The organism is Paenibacillus sp. Y568 (genome assembly GCF_059445545.1).
On the sequence record NZ_JCAIUM010000002.1, the window covers coordinates 112,111 to 126,979 of the forward strand.

Sequence of the window (14,869 nt, forward strand, 5' to 3'; positions counted from 1 at the left end):
GAAGAACTGTGAATATCGGATCATTAATACGAGGTTTGTTGGGTGACAGCAAACCGGGGGATATGAAACAATTAGATGTAAAGACGGGACAAGTAGTTCGTGGCGTAGTTCTAAACGTCTCTGAGGATGGTACAGAAGCAGATATCCAAATTCAGGGTGTGAAAGTTCATGCTAAGGTAGAAACACCCCTACAACAAGGACAGGCTACATTATTGCAAGTCCAACCTCCAGCAGAGGATGGAGCGATGGTATTAAAGCCTTTAAGTGATTCTCCTTATACATCAATCTCTGCCAAGTCTATGGGCGAGGTATTAACGGCGGTAGGTCTAACTGATACAAAAGCTAATCGTGAAATGATTCAGACGCTTCAAGCCAGTGGTGTACCTCTTACGAAGGATAATGTAACACTATTTAAAGGTATTATGATGGAGAAGCCACCAGGGGTATCTTCAGAGCAATGGCTTCAATCCGCCGCTATCGCTTTTCAACGAGGACTTCCCATGAGTGGGGAAAGTGTGAGAGGGTTGCAACAGGCTGTCTTTGGTCCTCCACTACACCAACTGTTATCCGGTCTAAGTGAACAGCTTACCTTGCTAGTTGCTAATTTAGGCGAGGCAGCTCAACCCAATGGAAAAGCAGAACTTCAATCATCCTTAGGAGCAACACCATTGCCTGGAACGTTAGGGAATCAGGATGCGACTGGGAAGTCAGGGAATCTAGTAGGGGCTCAGACCGCCCAAGGAACGCAGACGCAAACTGTCGGTGATGCCGGGCAGAGGAACACTACGGCAGCGACAACCTTGGGAACAGCGGTATCGAATAGCACCGCTGTTGCAACACCGTTGCAGCCACTTCTAGCGAAGCTGCAGGATGTGTTACAGCAGCTTCGCTCGTCGCCGCAGGGCACAGCAGCGGCGACGACACAACCCGCCACGGCTACGCCAAGTGGCGGCGGTGTAGTGCCGCCAGCTACGCAGTCGGCGGCGCTACAGCCCGCGCCTACCCAAGGCGAAGCCCCTTGGGTAGGGCGCATGTTGAAGTTGCTCGGTGCGGAGCACGAGCAACAGGCTGTGCGCAGCGGCACGACGTCGCCGCAAGCGCAAGCCCCGCAGGGGCCAGCCGCGGCGGGGAGTGCGCCGCTAGGCACTACGGCTGCAGCGCTTCAATCGAACGCTGCTACACCAACAGCTAACGCACCGTTAGCTGCTCAAACACAAGTAACTCAGGCTGCAAACGATGCGAACCTAGCCCAACTGGCTAAAAATATGCCAGAAGCGGTGCTTCGCGGAGTTAACTCTATGCCTACTGTAGCTGGACAGGGGGTAAGAACAGAGATAGCCGGTCTGAATCAGGACTCATTAAAGGGTCTTCTTCTACAATTGGTGGATCGTACAGATCTTCCTCCTGCATTGAAGGAAGCTGCTCAACAGCTTGTTCAGCATATGACCGGTCAGCAGTTGTTGTTAAATACAGACCGCACAGCTCCATTTGCACAAGTCACGATGTTTATTCCTCTGAATGGACAGGATGGTCAGGAGACAGCGTCTGTTCATATTCAGGCTCGTCGGGGTAAAAAAGGAGAACTAGATGCATCTAATTGTCGTTTATGGTTTGATCTAGATATGAAACATCTAGGTAGTACGCTTGTAGATGTCCAAGTGGTCGACAAAATCGTTAGTCTGAAAATCCATAATGATCATGAATGGATGACATCCCTTATCGAAGATCGTCGTGAAGAAATATCTCAAGCTATGCACTCCATTGGCTACCAGTTACTTAGCCTCAAAGCGGAACCGTTGCCTATACCTAAAGTATCTGAAATAGATAGTAAACAGGGTAGCGTGACGTCGGAGTATATTCCTCCTACCTATAAAGGAGTGGATATGCGGATATGAGTGAAATGTCTAAGGAAGAAGTTGCGCTCTCTAAGAAAAGAGCAGTTGCACTGAAATATGTACCTGGCGAATCCGAAGCTCCTATTGTTGTAGCCAAAGGGAGTGGTAGACTAGCAGAGACTATTCTTGAGAAGGCGAAAGAGCATGGTGTTCCTGTACAAGAAGACGCAGCTTTAGTAGAAGTCTTATCTCAACTAGATCTTGATCAACAGATTCCTGCTGAATTATATCAACTTGTGGCTGAAGTACTCTCGTATGTCTATCGAACAGATAGCTTAGCCAAAGAAGGAAGGCACCGCCATGGACGTTGATCATGGACGTACAAAAGATAAACGTAAGGAAAAAGGTGCTGTCGCGGAAGAACAAGCTGCTAGTTACTTACTAGAACAAGGATATGAAATAATAGATCGCAATTGGCGATGCCGCAGTGGTGAGTTAGATATTGTGGCTCGCAAAGATAATTTCTTAATTTTTATAGAGGTAAGAAGCCGTAGTGGAAATTCAAGGTATGGTACACCGGCAGAGTCTGTGAATGTGCACAAAATTAATCAAGTGCGTAAAACAGCTGAAGTCTACCTATTGTATAAACAAGCTGATTTAGTTACTACAATGATACGTTTTGATGTGATCGCCGTTCTGTTACATGCTGATATGACTGTAGCTAACTTGGAGCATATTACAGAAGCTTTTTAATATTCAATGCATACATACAATGCTACACATGGGTTTGTTGGTCCAACAGAAAGGCTCGTAAGCCTGCAATCCCTACTGTGTTAGGAGTTCCTGCTTCATAACGATCTGGACGAAGAGTTAGCTGTTCTTTCTCTTCAGACTGACTTCCAGTCCCGTCATGAACTAGCGGTTCCAGGTCCACATTTCTGACATCTTCTTTGAAGTGTGTTATCAATATTAGACATGTGACAGTAGCAGTAGAATATACAACAGAAATCCCCGTACTGAATACATATTCAGTACGGGGATTTCTTGCTTTAGTCTTACCAAGTAAACATCTTACACCATTATATACGAATACTATTCGTTTATTTCAATTTGAGAATAGTTAATAAGGCAATGTAAGTAAGGTGAAAAGGAGTGAATAGTATGAATCAATTATGCATTGGTATATATATAACCCATCAGGACGCCTCTATAGCGGTGGAAGCCCTAAAAAAAGAAGGGATTAACGAGAAAAAAGACATATCTTTCCTTTCAAGAGATATTAGAGATTTGGAATGGTAAGCAAAGATAGCGGGGTGAAGAAGCCAGAAGCCGGTGCAGGCAATTCAGGTATTTGTGGTTATGTGAAAGGTTTGGTCTCACAATTAGATGTTACTCCTGAAGAAATTGCTGTCTCGGGACCAGCAGTGTACATCGAACATGAGATTCATTTGTCAACCAAGGAATAGGTCACACTTCCTCACCCGAATTCTGTTGGCGATCCAAATTCCGATATTGAATAGCCTCTGCAACATGTGAGGCCGAGATTGTGTCTTTGGCATCCAGGTCTGCAATCGTTCTGGCTAACTTCAGAATTCTGTCATACGCTCTCATACTGAGACCCAATGCTTCTAATGTATCTTGCAGCATGGAGGCTGTATCTGACGATAGCGCAGCAAAATGCCGAAGATGTCTTCCTGCTAATTCACTGTTATAGGAGAATGGTAAATGCCGATACCGTCGTTGTTGTATACTATGGGCTTGTAATACTTGCTCTTTCATTTCTTCAGAAGATAAGCTTGAGCTCTCCTTTGTCCATTCTTTAGGGCGAGGAACATCTACTTGAAGATCGATTCTATCCAGTAATGGACCTGAAATTTTGGCTCGATAATTAGCGGTACGTGTGTCGCTGCATGTACAGCGATTCTCAGGATGATCAGACCCAAGATAGCCGCACGGACATGGATTCATGGAAGCAGCTAGCATGAAGTGAGCTGGGAATGTATGAACTGCTCTCGCCCGGCTAATCGTTACAGCTCGATCTTCTAAGGGTTGGCGTAACACTTCTAACACATTTCGTGAGAATTCAGGAAGCTCATCGAGGAACAAGATTCCTCGATGGGCAAGACTGACTTCTCCTGGTTTAGGGATTGTACCTCCGCCAATGAGTCCCCCAGCTGAGATCGTATGGTGAGGTGAGCGGAAAGGTCGTCGCTTCAGTAAGCCCGCGGAAGGTTCTTTTAGTTTACCGGCCGCGCTAAAGATCTTGGTTGTCTCTAGAGCTTCTTGTTCAGATAAAGAAGGTAGTATAGTAGGTAGACGTTTAATTAGCATTGTTTTTCCAGTTCCTGGAGGGCCGATTAGCAGAATGTTATGCATGCCTGCAGCTGCAATCGTAAGAGCTCGCTTCACATGTTGTTGTCCCAGAACATCGCTATAATCTTCATAATTGGCAACATGGAAGTCGGAAGCTGACGTTATAGGAATTGAGGTAGAGGGCTTGTAAAGGAAATCCAATGATTCAAGGATGACAGGAGGATCGGTGTCCTTTCTACCTGTCTTCGCCTGAATGCCGCTCGGATACAATAGTTCTCTTAGGTGTCCAAGACTAAAAACATGCATATCTTTGATTAGAATAGCCTCCGCACCATTCTCTTCTGGCAATAGAACCGCATTGAAACCTTCTTGTTTTGCACGATCTACCATAGAGAGAACACCGGACACGGGTCGTAATGTGCCATCTAATGCAAGCTCACCGATCATTAGTAATCGGATGTCTGAAGGAAGAACAATCTGACCACTAGTTACTAGAATACCTAATGCTATCGCTAGGTCGAATGCAGAACCTTCCTTTCTGAGATCAGCTGGGGCTAAGTTAATCGTAACTCTTTGCATTGGGAATCGAAATCCGCAGTTCTTAATGGCAGCTCGAACACGTTCAACAGCTTCACGAATTGCAGAGTCAGGAAGACCAATAATAGCAGTCTGTGGTAACCCATTAGATATATCCACTTCCACTTGAATTATTACGCCATCAATACCATATAAACACGCACTATGCATTTTTCCATACATAAATAAAACACCTCTCTTCTATATAATGGATACGTGATTAACTCGTATTTCTCATTAGAAAAAGGTGCTTCCTTTTTTACAAATATATAATTATTACATAAATCTTAGATTGAATAAGTTGATTTGTCAATTAAGAAGCACTTCAATCTGAATTACTAAAGAATCAATTTGCTATATATTCCCAATTATTCGCAATAAGGGATGAAATCGATATCAAAAGAGTGTCTATTCCATATGGGTATATTAAGGTAAGCGTTTTAAAAACGTGATACAATGAGTTGGGCTTATATTTATTTCCAATTTAAATGTAAGGAGTATCCATTTATAATGGTATATAACCTTATATTTCTTGCAGAAAGGGACTTTCTTTTCTCTAAAGAAGAGTTAGTCACTTCTACTTGGGAGTCTCGACTTGTTGCAGTCATGTTGATAGGAGGATCCATTAATGAATATCCATGAATATCAAGGAAAGCAAGTTTTGAAACAGTATGGTGTTTCCGTTCCTAACGGAAAAGTTGCCTATACCGTTGAAGAAGCGGTAGAAGCTGCAAAGTCTTTGGGAAGTCCGGTAACGGTCGTAAAGGCCCAAATTCATGCAGGAGGCCGTGGGAAAGCTGGCGGTGTCAAAGTTGCTAAAAATTTGGATGAAGTACGTACTTACGCAGAAGAAATTCTTGGTAAAGTATTAGTAACTCATCAGACTGGGCCTGCAGGTAAAGAGGTTAAGCGCCTCTTAATTGAAGAAGGCTGTGATATTAAGAAAGAATATTACGTAGGTGTTGTTGTTGACCGTGCAACAGGGCGTGTTGTGATGATGGTGTCAGAAGAAGGCGGTACTGAGATTGAAGAAGTAGCTGCTGAAACACCAGAGAAGATTTTTAAAGAAGTCATTGATCCAGCGATTGGCTTACAAATGTTCCAAGCTCGCAAATTGGCGTATGCTATTCATATTCCGAATGGACAAGTGAACAAGGTTGCTAAATTCATGATGGCGTTATATAGCGCTTTTGTGGATAAAGATTGTTCTATTGCTGAGATCAACCCTCTTGTAATTACAGGTGGCGGGGATGTTATTGCACTGGATGCGAAACTAAATTTTGATTCTAATGCATTATTCCGTCATAAAGACATTCAAGAGCTACGTGATTTAGATGAAGAAGATATGAAGGAAATCGAAGCCTCTAAATACGACCTAAGCTATATTGCATTAGATGGTAATATTGGTTGCATGGTTAATGGAGCAGGTCTTGCGATGGCGACGATGGATATCATTAAGTATTATGGTGGAGACCCGGCTAACTTCCTCGATGTAGGGGGCGGTGCAACGAAGGAGAAAGTGACAGAAGCCTTCAAAATTATTTTATCTGATGAGCAAGTAAAAGGAATATTTATTAATATATTTGGTGGAATTATGCGTTGTGACGTTATCGCTGATGGTGTCGTTGAGGCAGCTAAACAGCTTGGACTAACTCGTCCACTGGTTGTGCGATTAGAAGGAACGAATGTTGAACTTGGTAAGAAAATATTAGCCGAGTCGGGACTTAACATCGTATCTGCGGATTCCATGGCTGATGGTGCACAAAAAATTGTTTCGCTCGTAAAATAGTTACTTTTTAGAGGTTGTTCAAAAAGACGTCTATTGATCACGAAGTAACGTCTATAGAATATTCGGCATCAAATCTTATTTCATTCCTCGAAGTCCGTTGCTCATGTAGGTTACCTACACTCCGCTACTCCTTCTTCGGTCTGAACTAACCTTTTCGGTGCTGAATAGCCGACTTTTTGAACAGTTACTTTTAAATCGATAGGGGATGTGAAGTAATCGTGAGCATTTTAGTCGATAAACATACAAAAGTCATTACCCAAGGTATTACGGGTGCGACAGGTCTTTTCCATACCAAAGGGGCCTTGGATTATGGTACCCAAATGGTGGGTGGTGTTACTCCAGGTAAAGGGGGTACTAATGTAGATATTACATTAGAAGATGGCCAGGTTGTTAGCTTACCCGTGTTCAACACGGTTGTAGAAGCGAAACAATCAACCGGTGCGACAGCAAGTGTAATCTATGTCCCACCTGCTTTTGCTGCAGATTCGATCCTTGAAGCCGTGGATGCGGAATTAGATCTTGTTATTTGTATTACTGAAGGAATACCTGTATTGGATATGATCAAGGTATCGCGGTATCTGGAAGGTAAGAAGACTGTTCTAATTGGACCGAACTGTCCCGGAGTGATCACGCCTGGGGAATGTAAAATTGGGATTATGCCAGGTTACATCCACCGTGCAGGACATGTTGGGGTTGTTTCCAGAAGTGGAACCTTAACTTATGAAGCTGTCCATCAATTGACGACGCGTGGAATAGGCCAATCTTCTGCAGTAGGGATCGGTGGAGACCCTGTTAAGGGATCCGAATTCATTGATATTCTGAATCTTTTTAATGAAGATCCTGATACGTATGCAGTTATCATGATTGGTGAGATTGGTGGAACGGCAGAAGAAGAAGCTGCTGAGTGGATTCGTGAGCATATGACTAAACCTGTCGTTGGGTTTATTGGCGGGGTAACTGCCCCTCCTGGCAAACGGATGGGACACGCAGGTGCAATCATCTCCGGAGGTAAGGGAACTGCTGCTGAGAAAATTGCCAAGCTTGAGGAGTGTGGCATCAAGGTAGCACCTACACCATCAGAAATGGGATCTACATTGGTGAGTGTTCTTGAATCACGTGGTATGTTAGATAAATGCATGACACAGTAATATTTCTTCATGTATAATGAGCTTACTAGGTAAGCAACCTTTTATTCCCCTTGGGGTATGAAAGGTTGCTTTTTTTTGCGTTATTTTTGCTGAGATCCGTTAAAGGGTAGGTCTCACGCACCAATTAAAGGAGGAGAATATGAGTATGATTAGTGAAGAGCAATCGCTACTTGTAGCACTGCATGAGTTAGATGGGATTGGATGGAAAAGTATTGAACGGATATTGAATCAAGGTTCTCTCTCGCATGAAATGTTGAAGTATAGCAATCAGGATTGGGAAAATGCCGGATTAACGAAAGATAAGGCAGAATCTGTCGTAAGACAATTGTCGAAAGAACGGATGGAGATCCGATCGGAACAACTGTTCAAACGAGGCATTGAAGTGATTACTATTTTAGGTGAGCAGTATCCTAAATTGTTAAAAGAAACCCATCAGCCACCATGGGTATTATACTGTCTCGGTCAACGTGAGCTTCTTAACACGCTTGCTATAGCTATGGTAGGGACACGTATCCCTACAGCTTACGGACGAAAGGTAGGATCCATGCTAGCTGAACAATTCTGTGATGCTGGTTTGACCGTTGTAAGTGGTATGGCCAAAGGAGTGGATAGTATTTGTCATGAAGCTGCATTGAACTGTAGCGGGAATACAATTGCGGTTATGGGAACAGGAATGGACATGATTTACCCTGCAGAAAATCGTTCTTTATTTGAGAGAATTGCCAAAAGAGGGTTAATTGTGACAGAATATCCATTAGGTACCCCATCACATCCCGGTCTCTTCCCACAACGAAATCGAATCATAGCAGGGTTGAGTGTAGGAACTTTGGTTGTTGAGGCAGATGTACGAAGTGGATCACTAATTACGGCAGATGCCGCAATGGAAGCAGGGCGCGATGTCTACGCTGTTCCAGGACCTGTAACTTCACCTAAGAGCAAGGGTACTCTTGAATTGATCAAACAGGGAGCAAAAATGGTAACGTGTGGGAAAGATGTGCTGGAAGAGTATGAATCTCTTCTATATAAAGCAAGCAAAGTAGGGACCATAGGAGAGGAGAAAAGTTTTTGTTCATTATATAAGGATTTGACAACTGATGAGGTTGAACTATACCATATACTCGAGCAGGGACCTTTTACATTGGATCAATTGCTATGCTTAAGCCACTGGGATTTTGGACATTTGCATTCAGTTCTGTTATCTTTAATCATAAAAAAGCAAATTACCCAATTAACTGGTGCTAAATATAAGATCATATAATGTGGTGTTTGAGATCGAAGGTTTTATTGTTGGAGAGGAGATGAGTCAATGGCAGCAGATTCACTAGTCATCGTAGAGTCGCCTGCTAAGGCGAAGACGATTGGCAAATATCTAGGAAGTAAATATATTGTTAAAGCCTCCATGGGTCATATACGGGATTTACCCAAAAGCCAGATTGGCGTAGAGGTTGAGAATGACTTTAATCCTAAATATATTACGATTCGTGGAAAAGGTTCTATTTTAAAGGAATTAAAAGATGCTAGTAAAAAAGTTAAACATGTCTATCTCGCAGCTGACCCTGACCGCGAAGGAGAAGCTATTGCATGGCATTTGGCACATGCACTTGATGTTGATGTGACAGAGAATTGTCGTGTTGTGTTTAATGAAATTACAAAGCAAGCCGTGAAGGATGCTTTTAAAACACCACGTAAAATTAACATGGACCTGGTGAATGCACAACAAGCTCGAAGAATTCTAGATCGATTAGTAGGGTACAAGATTAGCCCTCTATTATGGAAGAAAGTCAAAAAGGGATTGTCTGCAGGACGTGTTCAATCCGTAGCTGTTAAGATTATTATGGATCGTGAGAATGAGATCGACGCCTTTGTACCTGAGGAATATTGGAGCATTACAGCACAGTTGGCCAAGGGTGATACCTCTTTTGAAGCGAAGTTTCACCGTCTTCATGGGGTAAAGAAAGAATTGTCTAGTGCCGCTGATGTGCAGGAAGTAATGGATGAGATCGAGGGAGCATCATATACAGTTAGTGATGTCAAAGAGAAGGAACGCCAAAGACATCCGTCTGCACCGTTCACGACTAGTTCATTGCAGCAAGAAGCAGCAAGAAAGCTTAACTTTCGCGCAGCCAAAACGATGTCTGTTGCTCAGCAACTTTATGAAGGTGTCGAATTAGGTAAAGAGGGTACTGTGGGTCTTATCACTTATATGCGTACAGATTCCACTCGAATTGCGACGTCCGCAGCGGAAGAAATTAAAGAACTGATCGGAAGCAAATATGGAGAAGATTTTGTTCCAGAAACGCCAAGACAATTCTCTAAGAAATCTGCCAATGCGCAAGAAGCGCATGAAGCTGTTCGTCCAACATCAATTCTAAGAGAACCTGAGAGTGTTAAAGCCTATTTAAGTCGCGATCAATTACGACTATATAAGCTAGTCTGGGAACGCGCTGTTGCTAGTCAGATGGCATCTGCCATACTGGATACGCTTTCTGTGGATATCACGGTAGGTAAGGCAACTTTTCGAGCTGTAGGTTCTAAGGTGAGATTTCCTGGCTTCATGAAGGTATATGTCGAAGGTAATGATGATGGAACAACGGATGATGATAAATTCTTGCCAGCTCTTGAACCTGGTAATCAGTTGGTCAAAAAAGATGTTGAACCTAAACAGCATTTTACACAACCTCCTCCAAGATATACGGAAGCTCGGCTCGTTAAGACATTAGAAGAACTAGGTATAGGACGTCCAAGTACATATGCCCCAACGCTTGAGACGATACAAAAACGTGGTTATATCGCGATGGAAGAAAAAAAATTCATGCCAACGGAGTTGGGTGAATTAATTATTGAACAGATGGAACAATTTTTTCCTGAGATTCTAAATGTGGAATTTACGGCTCATATGGAAGACGATCTGGATCATGTTGGTGATGGCTCACAAGATTGGGTGAAAGTTCTAGCGCAATTTTATGAATCATTTGAGAAACGTCTAGCAGTCGCTGAGGAAGAAATGAAGGAAATCGAAATTGAAGATGAAGTATCTGATGAAATCTGCGAGAAATGTGGCAAACACCTCGTATATAAATTAGGTAGATTCGGTAAATTTTTAGCATGTTCAGGGTTCCCTGACTGTCGGAATACGAAACCTATTATCAAAGATATAGGTGTTACTTGCCCTACATGTAAAGAAGGACACGTCGTAGAGAGACGTAGCAAGAAAGGACGGATTTTCTTTGGATGTGATCGTTATCCTGAATGTGATTTCGTATCATGGGATCGTCCATCACTGAAGCCATGTCCAATATGTAATGCTCTAATGGTAGAGAAACGTAATAAACAAGGAAATAAACTGAAGTGTACAGCTTGTGACCATGTTGAATTGGTTGAAGACAACGATGATAACGCAGAATGAAGAATCGCAGGGGGGTAATGAAGTTGACAGAACCACAAAGAGTAACCGTAATTGGTGCAGGACTTGCCGGTAGTGAAGCCGCATGGCAAATTGCTAGTCGAGGTGTTCCTGTAAGGTTGTATGAAATGCGTCCAGTAGTTAAGACACCGGCACATCATACAGATCAATTTGCTGAATTAGTATGTAGTAACTCTTTACGTGCTAATGGATTAACGAATGCAGTAGGTGTTTTGAAAGAAGAAATGAGAATGTTGAATTCTCTAGTTCTTGGAGCGGCGGATCGAAATGCAGTGCCAGCTGGTGGGGCACTCGCAGTAGATCGAGATGGTTTTTCAGGAGAGATTACGCAGACACTTCATAATCATCCTTTAATAGAAGTCATTAATGAAGAATTTACACATATACCTGATTCTGAGATCGTTGTTATGGCGACGGGGCCACTCACATCTCCTGCGTTGTCAGCACAGATTCGCGAATTGATGGGTGAGGAGTACTTCTATTTCTATGATGCAGCAGCCCCAATTATCGAAAAAGATTCCATTGATATGGATAAAGTATATCTGGCATCTCGTTATGATAAGGGTGAGGCGGCATATTTAAACTGTCCTATGAATGAAGAAGAGTTTAATGCATTCTATGACGCTTTGATTGCTGCAGAGGTAGCTGAACTTAAAGAATTTGAGAAGGAAGTATATTTCGAAGGTTGTATGCCTATAGAAGTCATGATGAAACGTGGTAAACAAACGGCTCTGTTTGGCCCAATGAAACCCGTAGGTTTGGTGAATCCACACACAGGTGAACTTCCGTTTGCAGTTGTACAGCTTCGTCAGGATAACGCTGCAGGAACACTTTATAATCTGGTTGGGTTTCAGACTCACCTTAAATGGGGCGAACAGAAGCGTGTGTTTGGTATGATTCCTGGCTTAGCAAATGCTGAAATCGTCCGTTATGGCGTAATGCATCGGAATACTTTCATCAATTCTCCTAGACTTCTTAGACCAACCTACCAAACCAAGGGCAATGAGAAGCTGTTTTTTGCTGGACAGATGACTGGGGTGGAAGGTTATGTTGAATCTGCTGCTTCGGGCCTTATAGCCGGCATTAATGCCGCCAGAATGGCACTTGGTGAAGAATGTCTAGTGTTCCCACAGTTGAGTACATTGGGCAGTATGGCGCATTATATTACGACAGCAGACCCAGAGCATTTTCAACCCATGAATGCGAACTTTGGTTTGTTGCCTAATCTTGAGAAGAGAATGCGGAGCAAGAAAGATAAGAATGAAGCACTTGCTGCGAGAGCTATAGAGAGTATCCAATCCTTCAAAGAGCAAACAGGCTTAGCAAAAGAATAAAAATGCATTCATTGATGTTATTTTTTAAAATATGTTGGTTAGGCTCAATACTTTTTAGGAGGCCATAGAAATGGATCTAACATTTCATGCGACAACGATCTGTGCAGTACGGCATGATGGTAAAGCGGCCATAGCAGGAGATGGTCAAGTTACCTTTGGTGAGAGCGTCATTATGAAGACAACGGCTAAAAAGGTTCGTCGACTTTATCGTGGTCAAGTTATTGCTGGCTTTGCAGGTTCTGTGGCTGATGCCATTACCTTGTTTGAGAAATTCGAAGGTAAACTGGAGGAGCATCATGGTAATTTACAACGTGCAGCTGTCGAATTAGCAAAAGATTGGCGTCAAGATCGTATTTTACGCAAATTAGAAGCTCTTATGATCGTTATGAACAAAGATGGAATGCTACTTATATCCGGTGGTGGAGAAATCATTGAGCCTGATGATGACGTTATTGCGATAGGATCAGGCGGTAATTTTGCGTTGTCAGCAGGTAGAGCTCTTAAGAGACATGCGCCTCAACTTGAAGCTAAAGAAATTGCTAGGGAAGCACTACAGATTGCTTCGGAGATATGTGTATATACGAATGGGAATATTGTGGTGGAGGAATTGTAAGTTTGTGAGTGATATTACCCAATAGGGTGGAGGAAACCATAATGGACAATCAATCTTTGACGCCCAGACAGATTGTAGCGGAATTAGATAAATATATTGTTGGACAAAAACAAGCAAAGAAATCTGTTGCAGTAGCTCTTCGTAACCGATATAGACGTAATAAGCTTCCTGAACATGTACGAGATGAGATTGTTCCTAAGAACATCCTCATGATCGGCCCTACAGGTGTGGGGAAGACCGAAATCGCAAGAAGACTTGCAAAACTAGTAAACGCTCCTTTTGTGAAGGTAGAAGCAACTAAATTTACTGAGGTTGGTTATGTTGGCCGTGACGTGGAGTCTATGGTGCGAGATTTAGTCGAAACTTCTATTCGCATGGTTAAGTTGGAACGGACGGAGAAAGTCCATGAACAAGCCGTAGAATTGGCTAACGAACGCATCGTAGAAATTATAGTACCTTCAAGTTCAAATCATAAGAGTCAGAAGAACCCTTTCGAAATGTTTTTTGGAGGGAATAACAATCAGCAGACTCCACCGGAAGAGAAAGATAACGATGGTAGTGTGACAGAGCGTAGAAGAAAAGTGAAATTTAATTTACTCTCAGGAAATTTAGAGAACGATACAATCGAAATTGATGTTGAAGATAGTAGTTCATCTATGATGGATCTATTTGCGGGTCAAGGCAATGAACAAATGGGCATGAACATGCAAGAGATGTTTGGAAACTTGATGCCACGCAAGACGAAGAAACGCAAGCTCCCAATTAAAGAGGCACGAGAGGTTCTCATTCAAGAAGAGGCAACCAAGCTTATAGATATGGATGAAGTTATAACAGAATCAGTGTATCGTGCGGAGCAGTCTGGTATTATTTTCATCGATGAGATCGATAAGGTTGCTAGTCAAGGAAAAGGTTCTGGACCTGATGTGTCACGAGAAGGAGTTCAACGTGATATTCTTCCGATCGTGGAAGGATCGACTATTATGACAAAGTATGGTCCAGTGAAGACCGACTTTGTTCTCTTTATTGCAGCTGGAGCTTTCCATATCGCTAAACCTTCAGATCTAATACCTGAATTGCAGGGACGTTTTCCAATTCGTGTAGAACTGAGTAGTTTGTCACTGGAAGACTTTATTTCTATTCTGACTGAGCCGGAGAATGCACTAACGAAACAATATGTTAATTTGCTAAGAACAGAGGATATAGAACTTGAGTTTGATCCAGCAGCTATCCGTGTCATTGCAGAAATGGCAGCTTCAGTGAACCAGAATACAGAAAACATCGGTGCAAGAAGACTTCATACGATTCTAGAGAAATTATTGGAAGATTTGTCCTTTGAGGCTCCTGAATTAACTCTTGAAAGTCTAACGATCACTGCGGAGTATGTGCGTGAGAAACTTGGCGATATCGCTCAAGATCGAGACCTGAGTCAATATATATTGTAAATGTCGAAGTATGTATAAATTATGGTTTTTGTGGGCAAATAGTCCTCGTTTTTCACCAGTGCGCACTGTTTTTTAGCGAAAATAATACAAATTTCGACATAATTTAGTTAAAAAATTTGCTGTGTGAGACCGATTCACCCCATCACTGACCTATTGTGAAACTAAAATAAATTATGACATGTGTAACTATGAATAAAGCCCTCTCTTTTTGTAAAAAGATAGGGCTTTTTTCTTATTGTAATAAATCCTAATCTCTAAGAAACTTAGGTTATACGAAAAACGCGGTTTTTTTTCACTCAAGTACCAGCTTTTTCTACTTTATTTTTATTTTTGTCGAAAAAAAGAGGGTTTTAGCTTTTGATGTAGAATTTAATGTTCTGCAGTTGTAAAAATTC

The 14,869-nt window shown here is 42.4% G+C and carries 13 protein-coding genes and 1 pseudogene; 12 read left to right on the forward strand and 2 right to left on the reverse strand.

What is annotated here, in order from left to right; all coding sequences use genetic code 11:
* The first annotated feature begins 8 nt into the window (after window positions 1-8).
* The 3 genes from AC1D7X_RS03570 to AC1D7X_RS03580 are packed head-to-tail and all read left to right on the forward strand — an operon-like array spanning window position 9 to window position 2,588.
* Window positions 9-1,895 carry a TP0910 N-terminal domain-containing protein gene (locus AC1D7X_RS03570; protein WP_495456283.1) on the forward strand — a complete coding sequence of 629 codons (1,887 nt, stop codon included), beginning with the start codon at window positions 9-11 and terminating at the stop codon, window positions 1,893-1,895.
* Complete coding sequence (locus tag AC1D7X_RS03575; RefSeq protein WP_495456282.1) at window positions 1,892-2,206, forward strand: EscU/YscU/HrcU family type III secretion system export apparatus switch protein; 315 nt, start codon at window positions 1,892-1,894, stop codon at window positions 2,204-2,206. The genes AC1D7X_RS03570 and AC1D7X_RS03575 overlap by 4 nt, the downstream gene beginning before the upstream one ends.
* Complete coding sequence (locus AC1D7X_RS03580) at window positions 2,196-2,588, forward strand: YraN family protein (protein WP_495456281.1); 393 nt, start codon at window positions 2,196-2,198, stop codon at window positions 2,586-2,588. The genes AC1D7X_RS03575 and AC1D7X_RS03580 overlap by 11 nt, the downstream gene beginning before the upstream one ends.
* A 52-nt stretch (window positions 2,589-2,640) precedes the next feature.
* Here the strand turns inward: AC1D7X_RS03580 and AC1D7X_RS03585 are convergent.
* Window positions 2,641-2,772, reverse strand: a pseudogene (locus tag AC1D7X_RS03585) (cysteine desulfurase); the annotation flags it as partial.
* Window positions 2,773-2,996: 224 nt separating this feature from the next.
* On the opposite strand from AC1D7X_RS03585, the gene AC1D7X_RS03590 reads away from it, so the two are divergent.
* A complete protein-coding gene (locus AC1D7X_RS03590; protein WP_495456280.1) occupies window positions 2,997-3,134 on the forward strand; it encodes a hypothetical protein in 138 nt (45 codons plus the stop codon).
* Window positions 3,128-3,301 carry a hypothetical protein gene (locus AC1D7X_RS03595; RefSeq protein ID WP_495456279.1) on the forward strand — a complete coding sequence of 58 codons (174 nt, stop codon included), beginning with the start codon at window positions 3,128-3,130 and terminating at the stop codon, window positions 3,299-3,301. Before AC1D7X_RS03590 ends, AC1D7X_RS03595 begins: the two co-directional genes overlap by 7 nt.
* Before the next feature lies 1 nt (window position 3,302).
* Here AC1D7X_RS03595 and AC1D7X_RS03600 read toward each other — a convergent pair whose 3' ends face one another.
* Window positions 3,303-4,907 carry a YifB family Mg chelatase-like AAA ATPase gene (locus AC1D7X_RS03600; RefSeq protein WP_495456278.1) on the reverse strand — a complete coding sequence of 535 codons (1,605 nt, stop codon included), beginning with the start codon at window positions 4,905-4,907 and terminating at the stop codon, window positions 3,303-3,305.
* 445 nt (window positions 4,908-5,352) lie between these two features.
* Here AC1D7X_RS03600 and sucC point away from each other — a divergent pair, with 445 nt between their 5' ends.
* The 7 genes from sucC to hslU all read left to right on the forward strand — a co-directional run bounded on the left by sucC (window position 5,353) and on the right by hslU (window position 14,474).
* The gene (gene sucC, locus AC1D7X_RS03605) at window positions 5,353-6,513 is read left to right on the forward strand and encodes an ADP-forming succinate--CoA ligase subunit beta (protein WP_495456277.1); all 1,161 of its coding nucleotides are present in this window, start codon (window positions 5,353-5,355) and stop codon (window positions 6,511-6,513) included.
* Window positions 6,514-6,731: 218 nt separating this feature from the next.
* A complete protein-coding gene (gene sucD, locus AC1D7X_RS03610) occupies window positions 6,732-7,661 on the forward strand; it encodes a succinate--CoA ligase subunit alpha (protein ID WP_495456276.1) in 930 nt (309 codons plus the stop codon).
* A gap of 148 nt (window positions 7,662-7,809) precedes the next feature.
* Window positions 7,810-8,919, forward strand: a complete 1,110-nt coding sequence (gene dprA / locus AC1D7X_RS03615) for a DNA-processing protein DprA (protein WP_495474768.1) — start codon at window positions 7,810-7,812, stop codon at window positions 8,917-8,919.
* Between the two features lie 48 nt (window positions 8,920-8,967).
* Window positions 8,968-11,067 carry a type I DNA topoisomerase gene (gene topA / locus AC1D7X_RS03620; RefSeq protein WP_495456275.1) on the forward strand — a complete coding sequence of 700 codons (2,100 nt, stop codon included), beginning with the start codon at window positions 8,968-8,970 and terminating at the stop codon, window positions 11,065-11,067.
* A 23-nt stretch (window positions 11,068-11,090) separates the two neighbouring features.
* Complete coding sequence (trmFO, locus tag AC1D7X_RS03625; RefSeq protein ID WP_495474678.1) at window positions 11,091-12,419, forward strand: FADH(2)-oxidizing methylenetetrahydrofolate--tRNA-(uracil(54)-C(5))-methyltransferase TrmFO; 1,329 nt, start codon at window positions 11,091-11,093, stop codon at window positions 12,417-12,419.
* Window positions 12,420-12,489: 70 nt separating this feature from the next.
* On the forward strand, window positions 12,490-13,032 hold the full coding sequence (hslV, locus tag AC1D7X_RS03630; protein ID WP_495456273.1) for an ATP-dependent protease subunit HslV: 543 nt from the start codon (window positions 12,490-12,492) through the stop codon (window positions 13,030-13,032).
* A 41-nt stretch (window positions 13,033-13,073) separates the two neighbouring features.
* Window positions 13,074-14,474 carry an ATP-dependent protease ATPase subunit HslU gene (gene hslU, locus AC1D7X_RS03635; protein ID WP_495456272.1) on the forward strand — a complete coding sequence of 467 codons (1,401 nt, stop codon included), beginning with the start codon at window positions 13,074-13,076 and terminating at the stop codon, window positions 14,472-14,474.
* Window positions 14,475-14,869: the final 395 nt, after the last annotated feature.

Excerpts from the sequence above, each read along its gene's own strand:
- AC1D7X_RS03590 (WP_495456280.1), top strand. The coding sequence starts at position 2,997 with ATGAATCAATTATGCATTGGTATATATATAACCCATCAGGACGCCTCT.
- hslV (WP_495456273.1), top strand. The coding sequence starts at position 12,490 with ATGGATCTAACATTTCATGCGACAACGATCTGTGCAGTACGGCATGAT.
- AC1D7X_RS03575 (WP_495456282.1), top strand. The coding sequence starts at position 1,892 with ATGAGTGAAATGTCTAAGGAAGAAGTTGCGCTCTCTAAGAAAAGAGCA.
- topA (WP_495456275.1), top strand. The coding sequence starts at position 8,968 with ATGGCAGCAGATTCACTAGTCATCGTAGAGTCGCCTGCTAAGGCGAAG.
- hslU (WP_495456272.1), top strand. The coding sequence starts at position 13,074 with ATGGACAATCAATCTTTGACGCCCAGACAGATTGTAGCGGAATTAGAT.
- AC1D7X_RS03600 (WP_495456278.1), bottom strand. The coding sequence starts at position 4,907 with ATGTATGGAAAAATGCATAGTGCGTGTTTATATGGTATTGATGGCGTA.
- sucC (WP_495456277.1), top strand. The coding sequence starts at position 5,353 with ATGAATATCCATGAATATCAAGGAAAGCAAGTTTTGAAACAGTATGGT.
- AC1D7X_RS03595 (WP_495456279.1), top strand. The coding sequence starts at position 3,128 with ATGGTAAGCAAAGATAGCGGGGTGAAGAAGCCAGAAGCCGGTGCAGGC.
- AC1D7X_RS03580 (WP_495456281.1), top strand. The coding sequence starts at position 2,196 with ATGGACGTTGATCATGGACGTACAAAAGATAAACGTAAGGAAAAAGGT.